Source organism: Gardnerella sp. KA01002 (assembly GCF_049244015.1).
Classification (GTDB): domain Bacteria; phylum Actinomycetota; class Actinomycetes; order Actinomycetales; family Bifidobacteriaceae; genus Bifidobacterium; species Bifidobacterium vaginale.
The window spans coordinates 313109-335942 of the sequence record NZ_CP058365.1; the positions used below are offsets into that span (position 1 = coordinate 313109).

Annotated in this window: 15 protein-coding genes and 3 tRNA genes; 15 read left to right on the forward strand and 3 right to left on the reverse strand. The window is 42.4% G+C overall.

The features are described from left to right. The first annotated feature begins 656 nt into the window (after positions 1-656). The 8 genes from HXT60_RS01170 to HXT60_RS01205 all read left to right on the forward strand — a co-directional run bounded on the left by HXT60_RS01170 (position 657) and on the right by HXT60_RS01205 (position 8727). Positions 657-2507, forward strand: coding sequence for an ABC transporter ATP-binding protein (locus tag HXT60_RS01170; RefSeq protein WP_004116953.1), 1851 nt, complete (start codon positions 657-659; stop codon positions 2505-2507). Between the two features lie 2 nt (positions 2508-2509). Continuing rightward, on the forward strand, positions 2510-4561 hold the full coding sequence (locus HXT60_RS01175) for an ABC transporter ATP-binding protein (protein WP_004115774.1): 2052 nt from the start codon (positions 2510-2512) through the stop codon (positions 4559-4561). A gap of 102 nt (positions 4562-4663) precedes the next feature. Then, a tRNA-Asp gene (locus HXT60_RS01180) sits at positions 4664-4737 on the forward strand. Positions 4738-4780: 43 nt separating this feature from the next. After that, positions 4781-4853 (forward strand) — tRNA-Phe (locus HXT60_RS01185). Between the two features lie 166 nt (positions 4854-5019). Next, on the forward strand, positions 5020-5919 hold the full coding sequence (gene trmB, locus HXT60_RS01190) for a tRNA (guanosine(46)-N7)-methyltransferase TrmB (RefSeq protein WP_004574381.1): 900 nt from the start codon (positions 5020-5022) through the stop codon (positions 5917-5919). Between the two features lie 74 nt (positions 5920-5993). Next, positions 5994-6065: transfer RNA gene (locus HXT60_RS01195), tRNA-Glu, on the forward strand. Between the two features lie 270 nt (positions 6066-6335). Next, positions 6336-7748, forward strand: a complete 1413-nt coding sequence (gene glmM, locus HXT60_RS01200; protein ID WP_004574382.1) for a phosphoglucosamine mutase — start codon at positions 6336-6338, stop codon at positions 7746-7748. 325 nt (positions 7749-8073) lie between these two features. Then, positions 8074-8727, forward strand: a complete 654-nt coding sequence (locus HXT60_RS01205) for a peptide deformylase (RefSeq protein ID WP_004115770.1) — start codon at positions 8074-8076, stop codon at positions 8725-8727. A 69-nt stretch (positions 8728-8796) separates the two neighbouring features. Here the strand turns inward: HXT60_RS01205 and glnA are convergent, their stop codons facing one another. Then, positions 8797-10233: a type I glutamate--ammonia ligase gene (gene glnA / locus HXT60_RS01210; protein WP_004112221.1), complete on the reverse strand. Its 1437-nt coding sequence runs from the start codon at positions 10231-10233 to the stop codon at positions 8797-8799. A 173-nt stretch (positions 10234-10406) separates the two neighbouring features. Here glnA and HXT60_RS01215 point away from each other — a divergent pair, with 173 nt between their 5' ends. Together HXT60_RS01215 and HXT60_RS01220 are read left to right on the forward strand one after the other, a co-directional pair. Then, complete coding sequence (locus tag HXT60_RS01215) at positions 10407-11999, forward strand: AI-2E family transporter (RefSeq protein WP_004116951.1); 1593 nt, start codon at positions 10407-10409, stop codon at positions 11997-11999. Then, entirely contained in the window at positions 11996-13222 is a 1227-nt protein-coding gene (locus HXT60_RS01220) for a glycosyltransferase family 2 protein (RefSeq protein WP_004115768.1), read from the forward strand. Before HXT60_RS01215 ends, HXT60_RS01220 begins: the two co-directional genes overlap by 4 nt. 472 nt (positions 13223-13694) lie before the next feature. On the opposite strand, the gene HXT60_RS01225 is transcribed toward HXT60_RS01220, so the two are convergent. Beyond that, positions 13695-13883 (reverse strand): hypothetical protein, encoded by a 189-nt coding sequence (locus HXT60_RS01225; protein WP_032837316.1) that lies wholly within the window; start codon positions 13881-13883, stop codon positions 13695-13697. 97 nt (positions 13884-13980) lie between these two features. Here HXT60_RS01225 and HXT60_RS01230 point away from each other — a divergent pair, with 97 nt between their 5' ends. The 3 genes from HXT60_RS01230 (at position 13981) to HXT60_RS01240 (ending at position 18458) form a co-directional block, all read left to right on the forward strand. Then, a complete protein-coding gene (locus HXT60_RS01230) occupies positions 13981-14859 on the forward strand; it encodes an ABC transporter ATP-binding protein (RefSeq protein WP_004115766.1) in 879 nt (292 codons plus the stop codon). Positions 14860-14874: 15 nt separating this feature from the next. Beyond that, a complete protein-coding gene (locus HXT60_RS01235) occupies positions 14875-16527 on the forward strand; it encodes a hypothetical protein (protein WP_014554748.1) in 1653 nt (550 codons plus the stop codon). Between the two features lie 146 nt (positions 16528-16673). Continuing rightward, positions 16674-18458: a D-alanyl-D-alanine carboxypeptidase/D-alanyl-D-alanine-endopeptidase gene (locus HXT60_RS01240; protein WP_004112229.1), complete on the forward strand. Its 1785-nt coding sequence runs from the start codon at positions 16674-16676 to the stop codon at positions 18456-18458. Positions 18459-18638: 180 nt separating this feature from the next. Here HXT60_RS01240 and tilS read toward each other — a convergent pair whose 3' ends face one another. Then, positions 18639-19730 (reverse strand): tRNA lysidine(34) synthetase TilS, encoded by a 1092-nt coding sequence (tilS, locus tag HXT60_RS01245; RefSeq protein ID WP_004112231.1) that lies wholly within the window; start codon positions 19728-19730, stop codon positions 18639-18641. Between the two features lie 69 nt (positions 19731-19799). On the opposite strand from tilS, the gene hpt reads away from it, so the two are divergent. Beyond that, positions 19800-20354, forward strand: coding sequence for a hypoxanthine phosphoribosyltransferase (hpt, locus tag HXT60_RS01250; RefSeq protein WP_004112234.1), 555 nt, complete (start codon positions 19800-19802; stop codon positions 20352-20354). A gap of 193 nt (positions 20355-20547) precedes the next feature. Then, positions 20548-22827 carry an ATP-dependent zinc metalloprotease FtsH gene (gene ftsH, locus HXT60_RS01255; protein ID WP_421791215.1) on the forward strand — a complete coding sequence of 760 codons (2280 nt, stop codon included), beginning with the start codon at positions 20548-20550 and terminating at the stop codon, positions 22825-22827. Positions 22828-22834 lie beyond the last annotated feature (7 nt).

Genomic DNA, 22834 nt, shown 5'->3' on the forward strand with positions numbered 1-22834 from the left:
TGCATAAATATAAAAGATAGATTAGTAATATTAATAGGACGAATGCTTGAATGGTGAGACTAACAGTATTAATACAAGTGTTATCGTCTTTTAAGTCCTTTAATTGTTTAAAGAAATAAATAGCTGACGAAATATAACAAAGCAGCGTTATTGGCAGTAGAACTACGTGTTTGCTGTTCATATTGTTCCTCACATAATTGTTGATATTAATGTGGAAATTCTCACTGCAAGTCGACACGAATGCCTTTCTGCTGTGCTACAGCGCCAACTATCTTTGTGTTACTCATAAGTTTCTTCTTGGGTGTTGGCTTGAACTTGCAATGGTAGTAAAAAAGACATGGATAATGCTACTGAGCAAGTAAGTATTCTATTAATAGATTTTTATATTCATGACAGTACCTCTTTATACATGCGAATATACATTCTTTCATTATATAATTTTTTATAAGATGAAATCAATCGTTGTTTATAATTTGAATGTGTAGAAGCACTTTTTCGTATGTGATTTGTCTGTATACTACTATGTCAAAGATTCATCTATTTATGCATTTGGTAATGAAGTAACTCAATACGGAAATGCGCCATGCGCAATAGTTAAAATTTGAGAAGTGATATTATTAAACCTACACATTACGTTATATATGGGGAGGAGCACAATGGCGGGGAATTTGAAGGACAATTCGCGAAAAATTAAAAATAATCCTCCTTGTGCATTGCGTACGATTCTATCATCTTTAAAAAAGTACCGTTTTCTTGGCGTTTTAACAGCTGTTACTATTCTCGTTGAAGCTGCTATGCAAATTGAGATCCCTACAGTAATGTCAAATCTTATTGATTTTGGTATTATGTCACGTTCTCAAGAAGCTGTGCAATATTATGGTTTGCAATTGCTTATTTTTGCTGCAATTGCAATGATTGCAGGCGTTGTTTCTGGTATTTGTTGCGCTCATTCTAGTGCTGGTTTTGGTAAAAATTTACGTCACAACATGTTTTCACGCTTACAAAGTTTAAGTTTTTCTGATTTAGATAAGTTTTCTAGCGGTACTGTTGTTACGCGTATGACTAGTGATGTGTCAAATGTGCAATTTGCTTACCAAATGATTATTCGCTCTGGTATTCGCAGCGTTATGATTATCATCACTGCTTGGTGGTTTACTTTTTCAATTAGCCCTGCTATCTCGTGGGTTTTTCTTTCATTTGTGCCTATTATTGGTGCAATTGGCGCTGTTGGAGCTAGTATAGTTGCTCCAGCATTTTCTCGAATTTATCGAATGATTGACGAGATGAATAATAGAGTTGGCGAGAATTTGCATAATATTCGCGTCGTAAAGTCTTATGTGCGTTCTGATTATGAAATAAGTCGTTTTACGCGTATTTCACATAAAATCTATGATTATTTTATTAAAGCTGAGTATGTGTTAAATTGTAGTATTCCTTTGTTTAACTTATGTTTTTATTCTGGCATGCTACTTATTGCGTGGTTGGCTTCGCACGAAATTGTGGCTTCAGGAAATAATCCTGCTTTTGGTTTAACAACGGGAAATCTTGCTGCATTAGTAGTGTATGCTTTGCAAATTTTGTTTGCTTTAGCGAATTTAGTTGCAGTTTTTGTAATGTCGTTAACAGCTCGAGCTTCGATGCATCGTATTTCACATGTTTTGCAATCTCGAAATACTGAAGTTGTTTCCAAGCATCCACTTACAAAGCTTTCTGACGCTTCTGTGCGTTTTGAAAATGTTTCGTTACGCTATCCTCAATCAGATAATACAGATGAATCCACTCCAGCAGAACAGGAAATTTTACATGATATAAATATATCTATTCCTTCTGGAGCAACTGTTGGCGTTGTTGGTGCAACGGGATCTGGAAAATCAAGTTTAGTGCAATTAATTGCAAGACTTTATGACGTAACTTCTGGTGCTCTTTTTGTAGGCGGAAAAGATATTCGCGATTATGATTCTTCTAGTTTGCGTGAAGAAGTTGGTGTTGTTCTACAAAAAAATATTTTGTTTAGTGGCACAATTGCAGAAAATCTTCGCTGGGGTAGGGCGGAAGCAAGCGATAATGATTTGCGTCAAGCTTGCGAAATTGCTTGTGCTGATGAGTTTATTAAAGATTTACCAGACGGCTACAATACGCATATTGACCAGGGTGGTAAGAATGTTTCCGGTGGTCAGCGACAGCGTTTGTGCATTGCGCGCGCACTTTTGAGGAAGCCGAAAATTTTAATCCTCGACGACTCGATGAGTGCGGTTGATATGAAAACGGATAGTAAAATTCGCGATGGCTTGAAAAAGTTTATGCCTGATTCTACGCAAATTATCGTTGCTCAGCGCATATCTTCAATCGAACATGCGGATATTATTGTTGTTCTTAAAGATGGTCGTGTTGTTGCTAACGGTTCGCATGATGAATTATTTAAATCTTGTGAAATTTACAGAAATATGGCGGTTTCTCAAGAAAAAAGTCGAATAACTAGCGCAACTAAAGAAGAAGGAGCTAAATAACAATGGCTAATAATAAAACGGCTCACTCTTCTAAAAATGATTCAGCTATTAGTTGGAAAACTCTTAGCAGACTTGCCTCTTATGTGCTTGTGTATCGAGTTAAAATTTGCGTAATTATTGCATCAATAATAGTTAGCGCAATCGTGCAAGCTGCAAGCGCAATGTTTTTGCAATCTCTTGTTGACTCGTATATTCTTCCGCTTGTCGGTAAGCATAATCAGGATTGGACGCCTCTTGTTCGCATGATTATTCTGATGGCAAGTGTTTACGCTGTTGGTGTGTTTTGTTCTTGGCTTTGGAGCAGGCTTGTTGCGAATATATCTGAAAGTGTTATGCGTGATTTACGAGATTCTATGTTTAAGCATCAGCAGAAGCTTTCATTGCGTTACTTAGATTCTCAAGGTTACGGCGATATTATGAGCCGTTACACAAACGATACTGAGGTTCTTCGTGAGGCAATTTCGTGGGCATTTCCGGACTCTTTTTCTGCACTAATGTCGATTTTGGCAGCGTTTATATCTATTATGTGTCTATCGCTTCCGGTTGCAGTTTTTGTAGCTATATTTACTGCAATGTTGCTTTATTTAGTGCGTTTTATGCTAAAGAAATCTGGCAGTTTATTTGAGCAATTCCAGCATGCATTAGGCGAGTTAAATGAGTTTGTTGAAGAATCTGCAACAGGCAGCAAAGTGATTAAAATTTTTAATCATGAGACAGATTCTATTGAAAAATTAGATAATTGCATAGAAAAAGTGCAAAAAATTTCTGCAAGTGCCAATTCTTATGCGAATAATGTAATGCCTGTTATTAGTAATGCAAGCTATTTGCTTTATGTATTAATTGCTTTACTTGGTGCGTGGGCTGCTTCAGCTGGTTTGCCAACGCTGGGATTATCTGGATCTAGTACTCTTACATTAGGTACGCTTATATCTTTGCTGGCACTTTCGCGCGCATTTATTAACCCTATTGGCGAAATTACAATGCAAGCTAACGCACTTATGATGGCTCTTGCAGGAGCTTCTCGTATTTTTGAGTTACTTGATGAAAAGCCAGAACTTGATTCTGGCAGTGTGCAATTAGTTAAAGTGCGTGTACTTCAGTCTGCTGAAGATCTTGGAGAAAAATCAGCATTTGATGTGCTTGAAGAAGTAGACGAACAATCTGAAGGAAACAATATTTATTGGGCTTGGAAAAGGTCAAAGCAAGATAATGGCACTAAAGCTAAAAAGTGCGCTCAAAACTTAAGTGAAATGGCTCAAGAGATTGTGTGCCATGCAAAGCGAGATGCTCGCACTTCTAAGGATGGCCGCTATACTTTGCTTCGAGGCGACGTGCGTTTTACGGATGTTGTGTTTGGCTACAAAGAAGATCATCCAGTTTTGCACGATATTACGTGGTTTGCAAAACCTGGTCAAAAAGTTGCTCTTGTTGGAGCTACAGGTGCTGGAAAAACTACTATTGCTAACCTTCTTACGCGTTTTTACGACATTGATGATGGGCAAATTTTGTATGATGGCATTGACGTGCGCGATATTTGCAAAACGGATTTGCGTCACGCTATTGGCACTGTTTTGCAAGATGTGAATTTATTTACTGGCACAATAATGGACAATATTCGTTATGGAAATCTTGATGCTAGCGACGAAGATTGTATTCAAGCTGCAAAATTGGCTCATGCTGACGCGTTTATTTCTCATCTTCCTGACGGATACAATACGCAGCTTAACAATGGCGGTGAAGGGCTTTCTCAAGGTCAGAAGCAGCTTATTTCTATTGCTCGTGCTGCAGTAGAAAATCCGCCTGTGTTGATTCTCGATGAAGCAACTTCATCGATTGACACGCATACTGAAGAATTAGTTCAGCGTGGAATGGATTCTTTGATGGAAGGGCGCACTGTATTTGTAATCGCTCACAGACTGTCCACAGTGCGCAATTCTGATGTGATTATGGTGCTGGATCACGGTCGCATTATTGAACGCGGTTCGCATGAGGAATTATTGGCAAAACGTGGGGAGTATTATCAGCTTTGCACTGGAGCTGCTGAGCTTGAATAATAGCTTGATTTTGTGCTGCAACACGCCGAACACGCGCGGCACTTGCATTTTGCTAAGGATTCTGTAAGATAGTGACTCGGCTGTTCGAGAGAACAAAGCCACGGCCCCGTAGCTCAGTTGGTTAGAGCGCCGCCCTGTCACGGCGGAGGTCACCGGTTCAAGTCCGGCCGGGGTCGCGATTAATAGAATACCCGGTTCGCCGGGTTTTTTATTCATCATGGCTCTGTAGCTCAGTTGGTAGAGCGAACGACTGAAAATCGTTAGGTCAGCGGATCGATCCCGCTCGGAGCCACTGTCAAAATAAGCGTTAGAAGTGTTTGATTGCTTCTAGCGCTTTTTGTTTTTGCGTCTTACCTACATTATCCATCCTCACCCTGTTTTGCTGCTTTGATACCATACGATGAGTTGATATTATGAGTCGTAGTTTAACAATTTTATGTGAATAGAAGTGGAATAAAGTGGAAGAATCTCAAATAGTAAATTTGCAATCTGACGAATTAGAATCCAATATTTTGGAATCTGATGAATTGAATTGTATGAATAAGCATAAAAACAATAAAGATGATAAAGACAATGGTTCTGCTAGAGTAATTCTTTCTTTTGTAAGAAGGTCTGCTCGTTTGGACGCGCGTCTTGAGCGAGCAAAAGAGCGATATTCAAGCCAATATTTATTAAATGTTGAAGATAGTTTAGGGTCTTTACGTGTAAAAAGCGATTTGCTGGCAGACTCCAACTGGGTTGCTAAAAATTGGGGTAATTCGAATCCTCTTATTGTAGAAATAGGATCTGGTCAGGGCGAAAATATTGTAGCCGCAGCCGAATCAAATCCAAATATTAATTTTCTTGCACTAGAAGTTTATGATCCAGGAGTGGCACACACAATGCTATTAGCTGGAAAACAGTGTGTAGAAAATCTTAGAATAGCGCAAGTTAATGCACCTGATTTTCTAGCTTCATGCTCTAATGGTGTTTTGAAAGAAGTTTGGACTTTCTTCCCAGATCCATGGCCTAAAATGAGACATCACAAGCGTAGGATTGTGCAGCCGTCTTTGGCAGATGCGGTGCATAACGCACTTATTGATAAAGGCGTTTGGAGAATTGCTACGGATATTGAGGATTATGCACTACATGTTCATGAAGTTATGGATGAACGAGAAGATTTTGAAAATACTGGAAAGTTACAAGTAAGTTTGCCGATTGAGCATGTTGGTAAGGGCAATGCTCAAGATGCTAAAGATTTACCTCATGCTGATTTCGCGGAATCTGTAAGATTTGAAGGTAGGGTTTTGACGAATTTTGAGCGTAAAGGATTAGAAGCAGGTAGAAAAATTCACGATTTGACTTATGTTGCTAAATGAGTGACAAAATGATTCAACACGCCGCAATTTGCTATGTGAGTTTATGAGTGTTAATATCATATGGTTTGGTTAAAGCCCCCTTCGTCTAACGGTTAGGACACCAGACTTTCAATCTGACAACAAGAGTTCGACTCTCTTAGGGGGTACAAATTCTAAGCCACTTAGTTTGCTAAGTGGCTTTTTGATTATCAATGTATTGTTGCAAGTAGTGATTTCAGGGTAGCGATTACCCCGATTACCCGTAATTCAACCAAAGTTAATTGCAAATAAGAAATAAGATTATGTCAGTGGTCAGTGGCGCGTTTAGTGGCATGCAGGGTAAAATAATGAACAGCGTGTGTTTACAAGATTATTTGTAGATAATATACAAAATGTGTAAATAGCAATGACTATTAGTTAGACGAAAGAGGCTGGTTATGCCAAATATGTTCGGAACAGATGGTGTTAGGGGATTAGCCAATCGAGATTTAACCGCGCAGCTTGCGTTGGATTTAGGAGATGCTGCAGTACGTGTTTTAGGTGAAGCAACGCATAGTAGCGAGTCGCATAACGAAGATGCAGGGAAGAAAATGCATGCTCGACGCAGAGCGTTGGTTGGGCGAGATACTAGAGTTTCTGGAGACTTTTTAGCATCGGCTTTGGCTGCTGGAATGAGTGCGGGCGGTTTTGATGTGATCGATGCTGGCATAATACCAACTCCTGGCGTGGCTTTTCTAACTTCTGTGCTCAATGTAGAAATGGGAGCTGTGATCTCTGCTTCGCATAACCCAATGCCAGATAACGGCATTAAGTTCTTTGCACGCGGAGGCTTCAAACTTCCAGATAGCAAAGAAGACGAGATTGAGGCTGTTTTAGGCAAAGAATGGCAGCGTCCTACAGGCAGCGGCGTTGGACGAATCAGCCATGACACTATTACCGCAACAAACCTTTACATCGATCACCTCGTTTCTTCTGTTGCTCCATTAAACAGCGAAACATCAACACGTCCAAAACCTCTTTCGGGATTAAGAGTTGTGGCAGACTGCGCAAATGGTGCAACGTCTGTAGTAGCACCAGAAGCATTGCGCAGAGCAGGCGCAGAAGTAATAGTAATTAACGCTTCTCCAGATGGATACAATATTAACGATCACGCAGGTTCCACACATCCAGAACAATTGCAAGCTATGGTTAAGGCGTCTAACGCCGATTTAGGAGTAGCTTTCGATGGTGATGCAGACCGTTGCCTAGCTGTAGACGAAAATGGAAACATGGTTAATGGCGACCAAATTATGGGCATTCTTGCGCGTTCTAAGAAAGCCGAAGGAAAGCTGAATCACAATACTCTTGTTGTTACAGTAATGAGCAATCTTGGATTAAAGCTTGCGCTAAAAGACATGGGTATTTCCACTGTTCAAACAAGCGTCGGAGACCGCTACGTTCTAGAAGAGATGCTTAGAGGCGATTATTCTCTTGGCGGTGAACAGTCGGGTCATGTGATTAATCGCGAGTTTGCAACCACGGGAGATGGCACACTTACAGCACTTACGCTGTGTCGCGAGGTTGTGCGCGAAGGCAAGAAGCTTTCGCAAATGGCTGCCGACTTCCCTCAGCTTCCGCAATGCTTAGTCAATGTGCCGAATGTAGATAAGATGGCAGCTAAAACTAATGCTGCTGTTCTTAAAGCGGTAGAAAAAGAAAGCGCGCTTTTGGGAGATACGGGGCGCGTTCTTCTTCGACCAAGCGGAACAGAACCACTTGTGCGCGTTATGTGTGAAGCTGCAACGCAAGAGCAAGCAGATGAGGTTTGTGCACGACTTGCGCAAGTTGTAACTGATAATCTTAAGCTGTAGCGCTCGCGCGACGACCTACCTTTTCGCTTAGAGCGTAGCGCGAAAAGGTAATTCGGAGCGCTGAGCTTGCTTAAGGTTGAAAGCACGGTGTGCTTTCAACGCAAGCGAAGACGTTCGCGCGGCTAATCCGCGCGAACGACATGATTAACTTTTCAGCTTTTTGTAGCTCGACACGCTGATCATGACTACAAAAAGCAGATAACCTTGATATACTAATCCTTTTGGTATTGTTGTTTGAGCGTATGTGATTTAGCAACAATAATCAAAGTTGGCTTTGTAAATTACTTTAGAAGTTTTGTAGAATTAGCCTTGGTAAAGGAGCCCTATGTTTACGCATCACGCAAGTGTTGATACTAAGCTTAGCCGCGCGGTGGAGCGCCTTTTAGATTCCGCTACAGACGATGGCGTGCTATCTATAGTTCAAGCAGGAGAGCCTGTGTTAAGACAACGAACAGTGGCTTACGATGGTCAGCTAACGCGTGCTACTCTTAATAAGCTTATTTCGCTTATGCACAGCACTATGTTAGATGCACCAGGAGTTGGCTTAGCTGCTCCGCAAATTGGTTTAGGTCTTGCAATTGCTGTTGTAGAAGACCATGTTCGAGACGATGCAGATGATCCTAGGGATATTGCAGAATTGCCATTTAGGGCGATCATAAATCCCCACTATGAACCAATTGGAACACAAACACGCAGTTTTTACGAAGGATGCTTGAGTGTTGCAGGATATCAGGCGGTTCGTCAGCGTTGGTTAGATATTCAAGCTACATGGCAAGATGAAGATGGTAAGCAGCATTCTGAACGTTTACATGGTTGGCCAGCGCGAATCTTCCAGCATGAAACAGATCATTTACGCGGAGAGCTTTATATTGATCGTGCTGAGATGCGCTCGCTTTCTACAGATGAAAATCTTGAGGATTATTGGTCTGATGAGGCTGTTCCTGTAACTGCTGCTAGAACACTCGGTTTTGCGATTTAAAGTAAAAGACGAATGCAAAATAAAATCCCCCACAAGTTTTCTTGCGGGGGATTTTATTAATCACAAATATCAGATATGGAAGTAAAGCTCATACTCGAGTGGCGTTGGAGCCAAACGAGCCATATCCATCTCTTCATGCTTTAGATTAAGCCAAGTTTCAATCAAGTCGCTAGTAAACACATCTCCTTGCATAAGGAAGTCGTGATCTTCTTCCAAAGCTTGCAAAGCTTCACCAAGCGAAGAAGGAACTTGCTTAATGCCGTCATGCTCTTCTGGAGGAAGCTCGTAGAGATCTTTATCAACAGGAGCAGGAGGCTCAATGTGGTTCATAATGCCGTCTAAGCCAGCCATAAGCTGAGCAGAGAACGCTAAGAATGGATTGCAGGAAGGATCCGGAGCGCGGAACTCAATACGCTTAGCAGAAGGAGCCTCACCAGCAAGAGGAATACGAATAGCTGCAGAACGGTTACGAGCAGAGTAAACCAAGTTGACTGGGGCTTCGTATCCTGGAACAAGGCGGTGGTAAGAGTTAAGTGAAGGATTTGTAAAAGCGAGCACAGAAGACGCGTGCTTAATTAAGCCGCCAATGTACCAACGCGCAATATCGGAAAGCTGAGCATAACCAGTTTCCGCATAGAACAATGGCTTACCATCCTTCCAAAGCGACTGATGGCAGTGCATGCCAGTGCCGTTATCTCCAGCAATTGGCTTTGGCATAAATGTTGCAGCCTTACCAGCCAAAGCAGCAGTCTCGTGAACAACGTACTTGTATTTCATTAAGTCGTCGCCAGCATGAACAAGCGTATTGTAACGGTAGTTGATTTCCTGCTGACCTGCGCCGCCAACCTCATGGTGAGAACGCTCAAGAATCAAGCCAACCTTTTGAAGGTTGTAAACCATGTCGTCGCGCAAGTCTTGATTATGATCAACAGGTGGAACAGGGAAGTAGCCGTGCTTTACGCGATTCTTAAAACCAATGTTGTTGCTGCCATCATCTTCAGTATCAATGCCAGAATTCCATGGAGCTTCGTTGGAATCCACCTCGTAGAAGGAGCGTTGCATGTCGTTTGCAAAACGCACCTTGTCAAAAATGAAGAACTCGGCTTCTGGAGCAAAGCTTGCGGTATCGGCAATGCCAGTTGCCTTTAAGTAGGCTTCGGCTTTAATTGCCACTTGGCGAGGGTCCCTAGAATAAGGCTCGTCTGTTACAGGATCCACAATCGAAAAAGCAACATTCAAAGTCTTATGCTTGCGGAATGGGTCAATGTATGCGGTGTCTACGTCTGGAATCAGCTTCATATCGGACTCGTTAATAGCTTGGAATCCTTGCATAGAAGAGCCGTCGAAAGCCATCCCATCTGTAAAAGCGCTGTTTAAGAACTCGCTTGCAGGCACAGTAAAATGCTGCTGAACGCCAATCAAATCGGTAAATCGAACTGATACGTATTCAATGCCTTCTTGCTTAATCAAAGCTTCGGCATCTTCTTTAGTTTGTAAAGTGGTCATGCACAATCCTTTCGTAAAAATCTCAGTAAATAGTTTAGATTGTTGCATAAGATTTTGGATTTCAGCGACTCGACTATCTGGTTACGATTGTGTTACACGCTACTTATTTGTGTTTATATGCACAAAACATGCAAGCGGCTCGTGCTCCCACGTTATAAAGTACAATGTATTTTATGAATAATAAAGAACAACATGAAGGCAGTATAGATAATCACAGCACAAGTGCAAAGCTTGATTTATCCGCGATTTTCCCAGCCAAAGGGGATGATAGGCGCCCGCCAGATTGGCTTAGCCGCGCGCTTATGTATGCTGTTATTGCAGCGTTCGTAGCGATTTTTGTATGGTTTGCTTGGGGAAATATCGCCTTTATAGTCTTCGATGTTGTAGTATCCATTTTTATAGCGTTGGCAATTGAACCTCTTGTTGTGCGGCTCATAAAACACGGGTGGAGTAGAGCTTTTGCATCTTTGGCAAGCTTGTTTGGGCTGCTTGTAATAGTTATTTTGCTTCTTGTGCTTTTTGGTAATCTTTTTGTGCAACAAGCAGTTTCCATGGTTTTAGGTCTACCTGATTTATACAACCAGTTTGCCCATTTTGTACTAAATTCCACTGGTTTCAAAATGCCAAACATTGAGCAACTCGGCATGGAAATTCTTAAACACGTTCAAACCTCTTGGGTTGTAGATTTTGCTGGACAAGCAATTAATACAACGTGGGGATTATTGGCGGTTTTGCTTGATTTACTCACTATTCTTATGGTGACCTATTACATTTCTGCAGCTGGTCCTTCTATGCGCAGAAGTGTGTGTAGGCTGTTGAATCCTAAGTCTCAGAGGCGATTTTTATTTATCTGGTCCGTTGTACAGGAGCAGATATCAAGCTTCCTATTTTCGCGCACAATTTTGGCAGCTATTAACGCAACGGGTACTGCGATTTTCCTAATATTCATGAATGTTCCATATTGGCTTCCGCTTTCACTGTTTTGTGGAATCGTTTCGCAATTTGTTCCGACAATAGGAACATATTTAGGTGGAGCACTGCCAATTTTATTTGCGTGGGGATCTAATGGTTTTGGATCAGCTATAGCAGTTTTGATTTTTGTGACAATTTATCAGCAGATTGAAAACATGGTGATTTCCCCTAAGATTTCCGAAAAAACCATGGACTTAAATCCTGCCGTAGCCTTTTTATCGGTGTTGATTATGGGTGCTGTGTTTGGTGCTCTCGGTGCATTCTTAGCACTTCCAGTAACCGCTAGTTTGCAGGCAATTCTCAAAGTTTGTACAAAACAATACAATCTAGTTTCTTCACCTTTAATGGACGATCCAAAGCCTAATCGTAAATCAATTATGGTTACGAGTGTTGAAACTATAAGAAACAGTTTTGTTAAACCTGTTAAAGATAGTGTGCTTAGAGTTATGAAAGGATCTTCATCTCGAGTATCTATTAACGAAGACATTATGTATTGGTATAAGCAAGCCTATAATTCTTCAGACGAAACTATTGAAAATGAAAATTCAGTTGACGATTCTGGGTATGTTGAAACTATGGCAATTTCACGCGATATTTTAGACGCTGTAAATAAGGATATTGCTAAAAAGCGCGCAGAAAATTCAGATTCGGATAAGTCGCAAGCAACCGATCAAGATAAGGAAGAACTAAAGTCAAAAACAAATAAATTTGGTACAATTCCAAACGAAAATAAAAAAGAAAATAAAAAAGCAACAAACTCAAATAGTAATCCACGAAGTGGGTGGAATAAATGATTCTTTTGTCTATTTTCGACGTTTTAGTAATCATAATTGGCGTAAGTAGCGTTGTATATCAAGGTGTTTGCGCAGTCGCATCGCTTGTAGCAAAGCCTATTGTGTTTCCGCAAGCACCAATGGACAAGCATTACGCCGTTCTAATATCCGCGCGCAATGAGGAAGCTGTAATAGGAAACCTCATAAAATGCATACAATCCCAAACTTACGATCAAAAATTAATCGACATTTGGCTAGTCGCCGACAATTGCACCGACAGCACGGCGCAAGTTGGAAGAGAGTACGGGTGCAATGTTATAGAGCGATTCGACAAGCAGCATATTGGCAAAGGCTACGCTTTAAGCTACCTGCTGGATCACATAATGGAGCTTGGAAAAGACAAAGATTACGACGCGTACTTTGTTTTCGATGCCGATAATAAGCTGGATTTGCACTATTTTGAAGAGATGAACAAAGGATTCCATGCAGGATACCAGATTCTAACAAGCTACCGAAACTCAGTGAATTTATCGGATAATTGGGTGTCTTCTGGGTCGGCATTGTGGTTTATACGCGAATCGCGATTTACCAACAATTCGCGCATGCTTTTTGGGTCTAGCTGCCATGCAGGCGGAACAGGATTCATGTTTTCGCGCGAAATCATGCACAGAAATCGCGGGTGGAAATTCCATCTGCTTACAGAAGACCTTGAGTTTACAATGGACTCGATTTTGCACGGCGACAAAGTGGGTTATTGCGGATCGGCGGTTCTCTACGACGAGCAGCCAGTATCGTTTAGGCAAAGCTGGAGACAGAGGTTGCGCTGGAGTAAAGGATTCTTGCAAGTGTTCCGCTATTACGGAGCAGCTCTTATACGTCACGGAATCCGCGAGCGCGATTTTTCGTCAGTTGATTTTACGCTTATGCTATGCCCGTTTATGGTGCTTGCGATTGTGCGACTCATACTCGGATTTATTTTTGCCGCGTTTGGATTCGTCACTTGGACAAGCCAGATTGACTCGACGCTTAACTTTATAACCACTACTGTCACAAGCGTTTTAGGTATGATGGTGTTTGTTTCGCTTACCATTCTTGTAGAACACGATAAGCTTGGAGCCACTAACAAAGAGCTTTTTGCGTACGCACTAAGCTTCCCTATTTTTATGCTTTCGTACGTGCCGATTGCGTTCCAAGCTGTGTTCTCTAAGAGCGAGTGGAAGCCGATTCATCACACGGGTCGGTAAATCGGAGCGAGCGCGCGAAATTCTCTGTTTGGTGTTGCGCTACTTCCTGTTTGGTGTGTAGGAGGGCTGGGTGTTTCTACGCTCGCGCGGATTAGCCGCGCTTACGCCTTCGCCGCATGTAAAGTCCACTGGACTTTACATTTAAGCGGCTCAGCGAATCGAGGTGACTTCTCGCGCGCTATGCAGCTCGAAGTCGTCGATTCGCACAACGCTCCGCCTATTACGTGTAGTCTAGAGTTGCGGTTGTTCCGATTTGGTTTTGATTTTGTTTTTTGGTTGAAGTTTGTTTGTAGTGGTTGATCATTTGGATTATTTGGTATCGGCTGCCGCTCTTATATTGTTCGACCAAGAATCACCCAGCCCTCCTACGTACTTGAACAATTGCGTATTGCTTAATCACTGAGATTCTCGATTTTTCTTGCTGCTTCAGCGAATCACCATCGGAGGACTGCGAATCGACTTGCATGAGCGCTTAAAGCGTAGCGCGCGAATGCACTTCGATTCGCTGAGCTTGCTCAAAGTTGAAAGCACAGTGTGCTTTCAACGCAAGCGAAGGCGTGAGCGCGGCTAATCCGCGCGAGCGATACGCTTCATCCGCTGCGAAAAATCTCGAATCTCTACCTAGCTCGGTGTAATTTATGCAATCTCGTAGTGCGTTCATACGCAATATATGAGATAATAGAAGCCTTGATGTAAACGTGCGATTGCGCAATAATGTGGCGCAATACGTGCGTTTATCTGTGTATTGCGAGGTTTTTATGGTAGATTCTGTTCCTTCTGCAAATGCGTCTGGCAGTGTTCCAGTTTTTGGCGTAAACGCTTACGACGCTACTAATGAAGAAGTTCCAGCGGTTTCTATTCGCGGATTTGTTAAGACTTTTGGAAAAAAAGTTGCTGTAGATAATCTTTCTTTAGACATTCCAGCAGGCTCTTTCTACGGATTGGTAGGTCCGAACGGTGCTGGCAAAACCACTACGATTAAAATGCTTACGGGCTTGCTTATGCCAGATGCTGGCTCGGCTTCGATTTTTGGCAACGACGTTTGGAGCGACGTAAATAGCGCTAAGCGCTCAATCGGTTTAATGCCACAAGCAGATGAGATTTTTAAGACGATTACTGGTCTTCAGCTTTTAACTTACGCTGGCATGCTTCGCGATATGAGTCGCGCGGAATCCGTAAAGCGTGCAAACGACTTGCTTTCTGCTTTCGATTTAACAGAAGCTGCAAATACTATTGTTTCTGACTATTCAACTGGTATGACTAAGAAGATTTGCCTTGCAACAGCTATGATTCACAGCCCGCGCGTGCTTGTGCTCGATGAGCCTTTTGAGGCAGTGGATCCTGTTTCTAGCGCAAATTTGAAGGATATTCTCGCCGAGTATGTTTCTACTGGCGGTACGGTTATTATTTCTTCGCACGTTATGGAATTGGTTGAAAAAATGTGCTCGCACGTGGCAATCATTAACGAAGGTCATGTTGCAGCTTCTGGCACTCTTGAAGAGGTGGCTCAGGGCAAAGATCTTGAAGATCGCTTTATGGAGCTTGTTGGCGGACGTCACGCTGCTGCACGCATCGACTGGCTTAATGGCGGTAAATCTGATAATGCTCCTGCATCTTCCACCGATCTCAACGCTTAAAAAAGGAGAGCCGTAATGTCTATGATTTTCACAATGGTTCGCCTTCGCTGGGCGCTTACTTTTTCTGTTATGCGAAAGTCAATGTGGCAAAAAATTGGCTTTGGTATAGTCATTGTTTTTGGGCTTGCGATTATATGCGCTCTTGGTTTTGCCGGCTGGCAAACTGGCAAGTACATTGATCCAGGAATGCTTGCAGACGCTAAAAATTGGCAGGAATTCCAACTTGCTCCAATAATGGTTATGTCGATTGTGTCAATTTTTACGCTGTTTATAAACCTGTTTATGTTAGGCAGCGACACAACACTAAAATCGCGCAGTTTTGCGCTTTATGGCATTCCTTACGTAAAGCAGCAAGCTGGCATGCTTCTTGGCTCTCTTTTTGGAGCATTTTCAATAAGCTGCACAATCGCGCTTGCTTTGTGGTCTTTAGCGTACAGAAGCTTTGGAATTGTGCCGGTTTTAGTCAGCGTAATTGCAGCTCCGCTTTACGTTGCAACAATCGTGTCTTTAAGCAAAATGCTTATTGAACTTTTGGATACTATTTTAATAAACAAGCATTCAAGAAACATTTTCTACTTTGCCATTTTTATAGCGTACATGATTTTTGTTGCCACTGTGAATATTGGTAACAAAAATCCAAGCGGAATTGTGCTCGGCTCAAGTTTCTGCGCTGCGTCTGCTTTTACGCCGTTAAGTGCGGCTATGGCTTTGCCTCTTGACGCCATTAATGGCAATTGGCTTGCGCTTGTTATTCGCTTCTTTATTTGCGTTGTAACGATTGCTGTTTGCTTTGCAATATCCGTATTTTGCGCAAAATTAGAGCCGAAGCTACTTCGCGGCGAGCAAAAAACAGTTGTTAAAACTAAAGGAATCGGCTTATTTGCAGCAGTTCCAGACAACACAGTTGGTGCGATTATTGCGCGAATTATTAGCGTTATGAGAAGAGACATGCGTCAACTGTTTTTGCTTCTTACGCCGCTTTTTATGCTGATAGTTGCAGGAGGAGCTACTTTCAAAACTAAAGGATTTGCTTCTATGGCACAGGACTTAGGTGTTTCTTGCTGGCTTATCTATGCTGCTTCGCTTATGGGCATGGTTGTTGGAAACAATATTGCATACGATGGCACAGCTTTTACTATGCACGCGATTATTGGTGTAAAAGGCTTGCACGATCGCTTAGCGCACGCAATAGTTTGGTCCGCCATTTGCGCTGTGTATTTTGCGATTCTTGGAGTAGGAGTTTACGTTTTTCTTTTCTTCGTATTAAATGTTCATCAAAGTGTAAATGCAATTCTGTTCCAAACTCTTTCACCAATCGGAATAGCTTTTGCTACCATAGGAATCGGCTTAATCTCTTCGTGCATTGCAATGTACCCTGTATCATCAATCGAAAAGCCATTTTCTAGGCCGCAAGGCTCTGCTGGCGCTAGATCTTTTGCTCCAATAGGTTTTATGCTGCTATCTTTCGTATGCATGATTCCGTCTATTGCTTTGGCTATTGTGTTTGTGGCTATTAACATGAATCTTTTGTGGATTGCAAGCATACTGTTTGTAATAAACGGTGCAATCGTTCTGGTTGTTGGCGTTATTTTGGGCGGTAAAGTGATGGATAAGCGCATAATTCGCATTGTAGAAAACTTGCGCAGATTCGCATCGATTACTGCTTGAGTATTACTGCGCACGCCTTTAAAAATTATGCGCACAAACTTACTCTCGGCATATGCAAGTGTATAGTTTGTATAGTTGTAAAGAATTGCAATTAACTTAAGTACATACACATACAACTTAAGTACATACACATAGGCGGCGTGCGCATGCAAGACGATGAAGACCTTAAGAATCTAGATAACATAGTCGAGATTCCAGAAGATGCTTTCACGTCGAAAGAGGCTAGGGAAAAAGCTGGTTTTAAGTCCAGTTTGCAAACAGTATCGCAAAAAGTATCCTCGCCAACAGTATCGCAAAAAAAGCAAGCCGAAACATTGGATGAATCGCCAGCAACCGAACTTAGTGTAGAAAACCACGCCAATGGCTCTAGGCTAAAAAACCGTTTTCTAGTCTGCTTAATATCGGTAATTGGCGTAATTTCTTTAATGGGTGGCTATATTCTGTTTGATTGCCAAGATATTTTGCAAAATCGTTTTATTAATCAGTTTGAAATTGCTGCGCGTGATCATAAGATTTTTCAAAAGTTAACTAGCCCCAAACCTAAGAGATTAGCTAAATATGCTAGCTTGATTAAGCAGGTGGATAAGAATAAGCCTGTTGACAAGTCATCTGCGGAAAAGATTTTGAAGGAATTTTTTGAATATCCAGGTCTTGGTCCTAATGCTTCAGCTGTTATTGCTGATGCAAACGGAAAGATTATAGCTGCTAAAAATGAAAATCTTGCTTTGCAGCCGGCGTCTACTATGAAAACGCTTACGGCTCTAGCTGCCTCGCATGTTCTAGACATGGGATCGACTCTTTCTACAACAGTTTACGCAAACTATGTTGGAAGCTCTAGAAATGCTGATTCTGCTGTATCTGGAGTGAAAAATGGTTTTGCTAGGCTCGTTCTTCATGGCGGCGGCGATATGCTGATGGGTGCTGCAACCAATGATCCAAATCATGTAAATGGTAGAGCTGGTCTTGAAACCCTTGCTAGCAATACTGTGAATTCGCTTAAAAAACAAGGTGTAAAAGTTGTTGAGCTTGCTGTTGATGATTCCTTGTTTGGAGAGAAACGCTATCCTGATTTGATTCATGAAAATGATGAAGAAGGACGTTTTTATGCGCCAACATCGTCTTTAGCTGTTGATGAAGGCAGAGATCGTAATTTTGCAGCATGGGTGGCTGCTGGCAATGATGCTGATGACCCAGATGATTATCCACTTTTAGATCGGCATCCAGCTGTAAGTACGGGATTAATTTTTGCGAATCTACTCAAAAAATTTGGTATTGACGTGAGAACTTGGAGCACTGATTCTGCAAAAATTGGCAAAACTTCCAAGATTGATGGATTATCATCCATATATGTTAGCTCTAGAAAACCGATGATTTCCTCTGATTTTAAGCAAATAGCCCGCGTTTCTTCTGCTCCACTTAACGAAATTATGGCATATATGCTAAGGCATTCGGACAATTCTATTGCGGAAGAATTTGGTCGTCTTACTGCGCTCGCTATGCGTAAAAGTAATTCTCCAGAAGGTGCCACAGATGCTGTACGCGACGTTTTGCGCGATTTAGGCGTTGATATAAACGGATTACACATGTCTGATTGTTCTGGGCTTTCGCCTAAATCCGCTGTTCGTGCTGTGACTCTTGTGCAAGTTCAGGCTCAGAATCTTAAAATCGGTAAAGGTGCTGCAGCAGCAGAAGGCTTAGCTTTACCTGGTGTATGGTGCACTTCGGCACGCCATCGTTTGTCAGATCCTTCGGCAGCTGGCTTGCTGCGTGTTAAAACTGGTTTTCTGGGTGATGTGTCATCTATGGTTGGCAATGTTTCTAGAAAGTCGGGAGGCGCGCTAACCTTTGCGGTTGTTGTTAATCCTCCTGGAGATGTTAACTACACTTATGTTGGCATTAATAAGATGATGGCCGAGCTGACTAATCTTTAGTGCGCGACGACCTGCCTTTTCGCTTAGAGCGTAGCGCGAAAAGGTAATTCGGAGTGCTGAGCCGCTTAATGCAGAAGCACTGCTTCTGTGCGGCGAAGTCGTTCGCGCGCTGTAACGCGCGAACGACTTACCGAGAATGTTGTTCAAAATGGAAAAATCAGCAACAAAATCGGGAAATCGCTAGCGTTCGCAAATAGTTATAGTCTGTGATTTTCTGCTTGCCGCATATCCGCCAGGAAGCGCTACAGGTTTTTGACCGTGCCAGTTTGTAATTAGCTCGTCGATTGATTCTATATGATTTGACGAAAAACGTATTCCAGCGGCGGTTAAAGCGCGGGCGATTATTCTGCGTCTTATCGAAGTGTGTTGTTTTGTTAAAGGTGATATTGCTATTTTTACTTCGTGTGCGCAAGAATCATAATTTTGCTTTAAAATCGTCTCTCTTTCTATTATGTCAACTTGAGAATTAATGTAATCTAAATCGTCTTGTGCAAATTTGGCACCTTTGGCAAGTAGTAAAGTCATATCTGTAGCAAAAAACCGTGAAATATAAGGCATTAGAGTATGTCTTATTCTTGAGCGAAGAGGGTATGACTTTGGTAGTTCAACATCGCTTGGTGTTAAATCGCCGTTTGTTGGATCATCCCACCACTCAATGCCCAAATCTTTGCAAATATTGGTTGTTTCAAGCCTTCTAAGGTTAATTAGCGGTCTAGCAAAACGTATTCCACTTCGAACCGTAATATTTTTCATTCCAGCTACAGCCTCAAGACCTGCAGAGTCTCGTAAACCTATAATCACTGTTTCTGCTTGGTCGTCAGCCGTGTGCGCTAAAAGAACTGCGGATGCACCCAAATCCTTAGCCGCGTTAATAATAGCAGCGTATCTAGCGTCTCTTGCTGCAGATTCTTCTCCTTTTTCGCCATCTTTAACTTGCACGGACTCAACGAATATAAGTGATTTGTCTACTCCTAAACTTGCAACAGTATTAGCAGCGTTTTGTGCAACTTTTGCGGATCCTTCTTGCATGTTGTGGTTCACTATAATCGCTGCACATCGAATACCTCTGCTTGCGCACACTTTGACTGCCAGTGCTGTTAATGCTAGCGAATCGCGTCCTCCAGAGCATGCTACCAGCACGATTGGTGCGTTTGGTAAAGCCAAATGTTGCCCGTGCTGCAAGAATTGTGGACCTTGCACTTCTAGCCCAAGATTATCGAAGCAGCGTTTTACTTCGCCAATTCCTTTACGCCAACTAGGTGAGTAAACCATGCTTATAGTCTAAATCATAATGCGTAAGTTGTAACACGTCCGTCATTCGTTTATGCAATCATAGTTAGCATGCAGATTGCTGATATAAGAGATGATATTGATTACGAATTGATCAGTCACGAAGAACTTATGAAGCGTATTCGTGAGGTTGCGGCTCAAGTTAGTAAAGACTACGAGAACCGCGATATTTTGCTTGTTGCAGCGCTTAAGGGTGCTGTTAACACGCTTGCTGTTTTCTCGCAGGAGCTTAGTCTTAACGCGCCGATGGACTTTATGAGTCTTTCCAGTTATGGCAGTGGCACTAAAAGCAGTGGTCAGATTACGGTTCGCGAGGACTTAACTACAGATGTTCGCGGACGAAACGTGCTTATTGTTGAAGATATTGTTGATTCTGGCAAGACTTTGGATTGGCTCGTTAAAGAGCTTAAGAGCAGAGGCGCTGCGAGTGTGAAGGTGTTTGCGCTTCTAACTAAACCTGCTCGTCGCGAAGTTGAAGTTGATATTACTTACGTTGGATTCGAGATTCCAGATGCTTTTGTAGTTGGTTTTGGAATGGATTACGACGAAAAGTATAGGAATCTTGATTCTATCGCGGTTCTTAAGCCATCTGTGTATGAATCTTAAGTATTCTTTATTGATTTTGAGTAGTAATCTTAAGAAACTTTGGTTAGTCTTAAAAAATCTTGATTAATTTTAGGTAATCTTGAATAATTAAGTACTGGATAATAGAAACCAAATAGTAGGATTTAATCCTAGTTTTAAGCATATATTTCTATGTAAGGAGCCTTCAGAAGGATCCTGAAAGGAGCCTGATTATATGGGCGCTTCTCCAATGTCGCCTCGCGGACCTATGGGTGGACCTATGAAAAGTCCTTTGGGAGGTAACGGTAATAATCCGTTCCTTCCGCCTAATTTTGGAAAAAATCCAGATAGGAATAGTGGGAATAATAAGAACAATAAAAACAAGAACGGCAATAAGAATCAGAATGGTAATGATTCGCAGAATGATAATAATCCTGATTCTCGTCGTAAGTTCTTTAAATCTCCTTGGACTTGGATTGTTCTTCTTGTGATATTGTCTGTAGCAGGATTCCAGATGTTTGTGCATAACGGTACACAGACAATTGATACGCAAGATGGCTTGGAGTTGCTTCATAAGCGTAGTGCAAATTATGTAGAGGTTATTGACAACAAACAGCTTGTAAAGCTTACGCTTGACAAGAAGTATGTTAAGCTCGATAAGCGCGATAAGCAGAAGCACGATTATGGAAAAGACGTGCAATTCTACTATACGATTGCTCAGAGTAAGACTGTTGTTCAGGATATCGAAAAAGCTAAGCCAGTTAATGGTTGGACTGTTAGCATGCAGTCTTCTAGCATAATTTCTTATCTGATCACATCTATGCTGCCGATTTTGATTCTGCTTGGGCTTGTTTGGTTCATGTTTGGCAGAATGGCAAGCGCTGGCGGCGGAATGCTTGGAATGGGTGGCGGCCGTGGTCGCGGAAAGCTTTTGGAAGGTCAAACACCTAAGACTAAGTTTGCGGATGTTGCAGGTGAACAGTCTGCTGTAGAAGAAGTTGAGGAAATTAAGGAATTCCTTAAGGATCCTTCTCGCTACAAGGCTTTAGGAGCGCGTATTCCGCGCGGTGTGCTGCTTTATGGCCCTCCAGGAACTGGTAAGACTCTTCTTGCGCGTGCTATTGCAGGCGAAGCTGGTGTGCCGTTCTATGCTATGGCTGGTTCGGACTTTGTTGAGATGTTTGTTGGTCTTGGTGCTTCTCGTGTGCGCGAGCTGTTTGATGAGGCTAAGAAGAACGCTCCAGCAATCATCTTTATTGATGAGATTGATGCAGTTGGACGCCGCCGCGGAAGTGGTATGACTGGCGGTCACGATGAGCGCGAGCAAACGCTTAATCAGCTGCTTGTAGAGATGGACGGCTTCGATAACGACACTAACTTGATTATTATCGCTGCTACGAACCGCCCAGATGTGCTTGATTCTGCGCTTTTGCGACCAGGACGATTTGATCGTCAGGTTGCTGTGGAAGCCCCAGATTTGGAAGGTCGCGAGGCGATTCTTAAGGTTCACGCTAAAGGCAAGCCTTTTGTGCCAGACGTTGATCTTCATATGGTTGCTGTTCGAACTCCTGGTTTTACGGGCGCGGATTTGGCTAATGTGCTTAATGAAGCGGCTTTGCTTTGCGCTCGTTCTGGCGCTCAGCTTATTGACAATCGCGCTATTGACGAGGCGATTGATCGCGTTCAAGCTGGCCCTAGAAAGAAGTCTAAGGGCATGGCTTTGGATGAGTTGCGCAACACGGCTTATCACGAAGGTGGTCACGCGCTCGTTGCTGCTGCCTTGCATCACACGGATCCTGTTACTAAGGTTACGATTTTGCCTCGTGGACGCGCTCTTGGATACACGGCTGTTATGCCAACTAGCGACCGCTATTCTCAGTCTCGAAATCAGTTGCTTGATCAAATGGCGTATGCTATGGGCGGCCGTACTGCGGAAGAGGTTGTGTTCCACGATCCAACTACTGGCGCTTCTAACGATATTGAAAAAGCTACAGCAATCGCTCGTAAGATGGTTGTTGAATATGGTTTCTCCTCTAAGCTTGGTGCCGTAAAGTGGATGGACGCTGATCAGGATTCTTCTGGTTCTTTGGATTCTTTGCAATCGCGTAAGTTCTCTAATAAAACTGCCGAAGTGATTGATGAAGAAGTTCACAAGTTGATTGAAACGGCTCACACTGAGGCGTGGGAGATTATTAATAATAATCGTGATGTTTTGGATGAGTTGGTTCGTCAGCTTCTTGTTAAGGAAACGCTTAACGAGAAAGAGCTTGAGCAAATCTTCTCTAAGATTCGTAAGGCTCCAGAGCGCGATTTGTGGCTTTCTAATTCGGATCGTCCAGATTCGCCTCTTCCTCCTGTAGAGATTCCAGAAAGCTTGAAGCGAAATATTGGTGTTATTAAGGATGATGCCTCTGAGGGTGATTCTTCTAAGGATAATACTGAGGATAATGCTGAGGATAATACTGAGGATAAGTCGCCAGCTGATTCTACAGATGAAGATAAAAGTCTAAAATAATAATTTA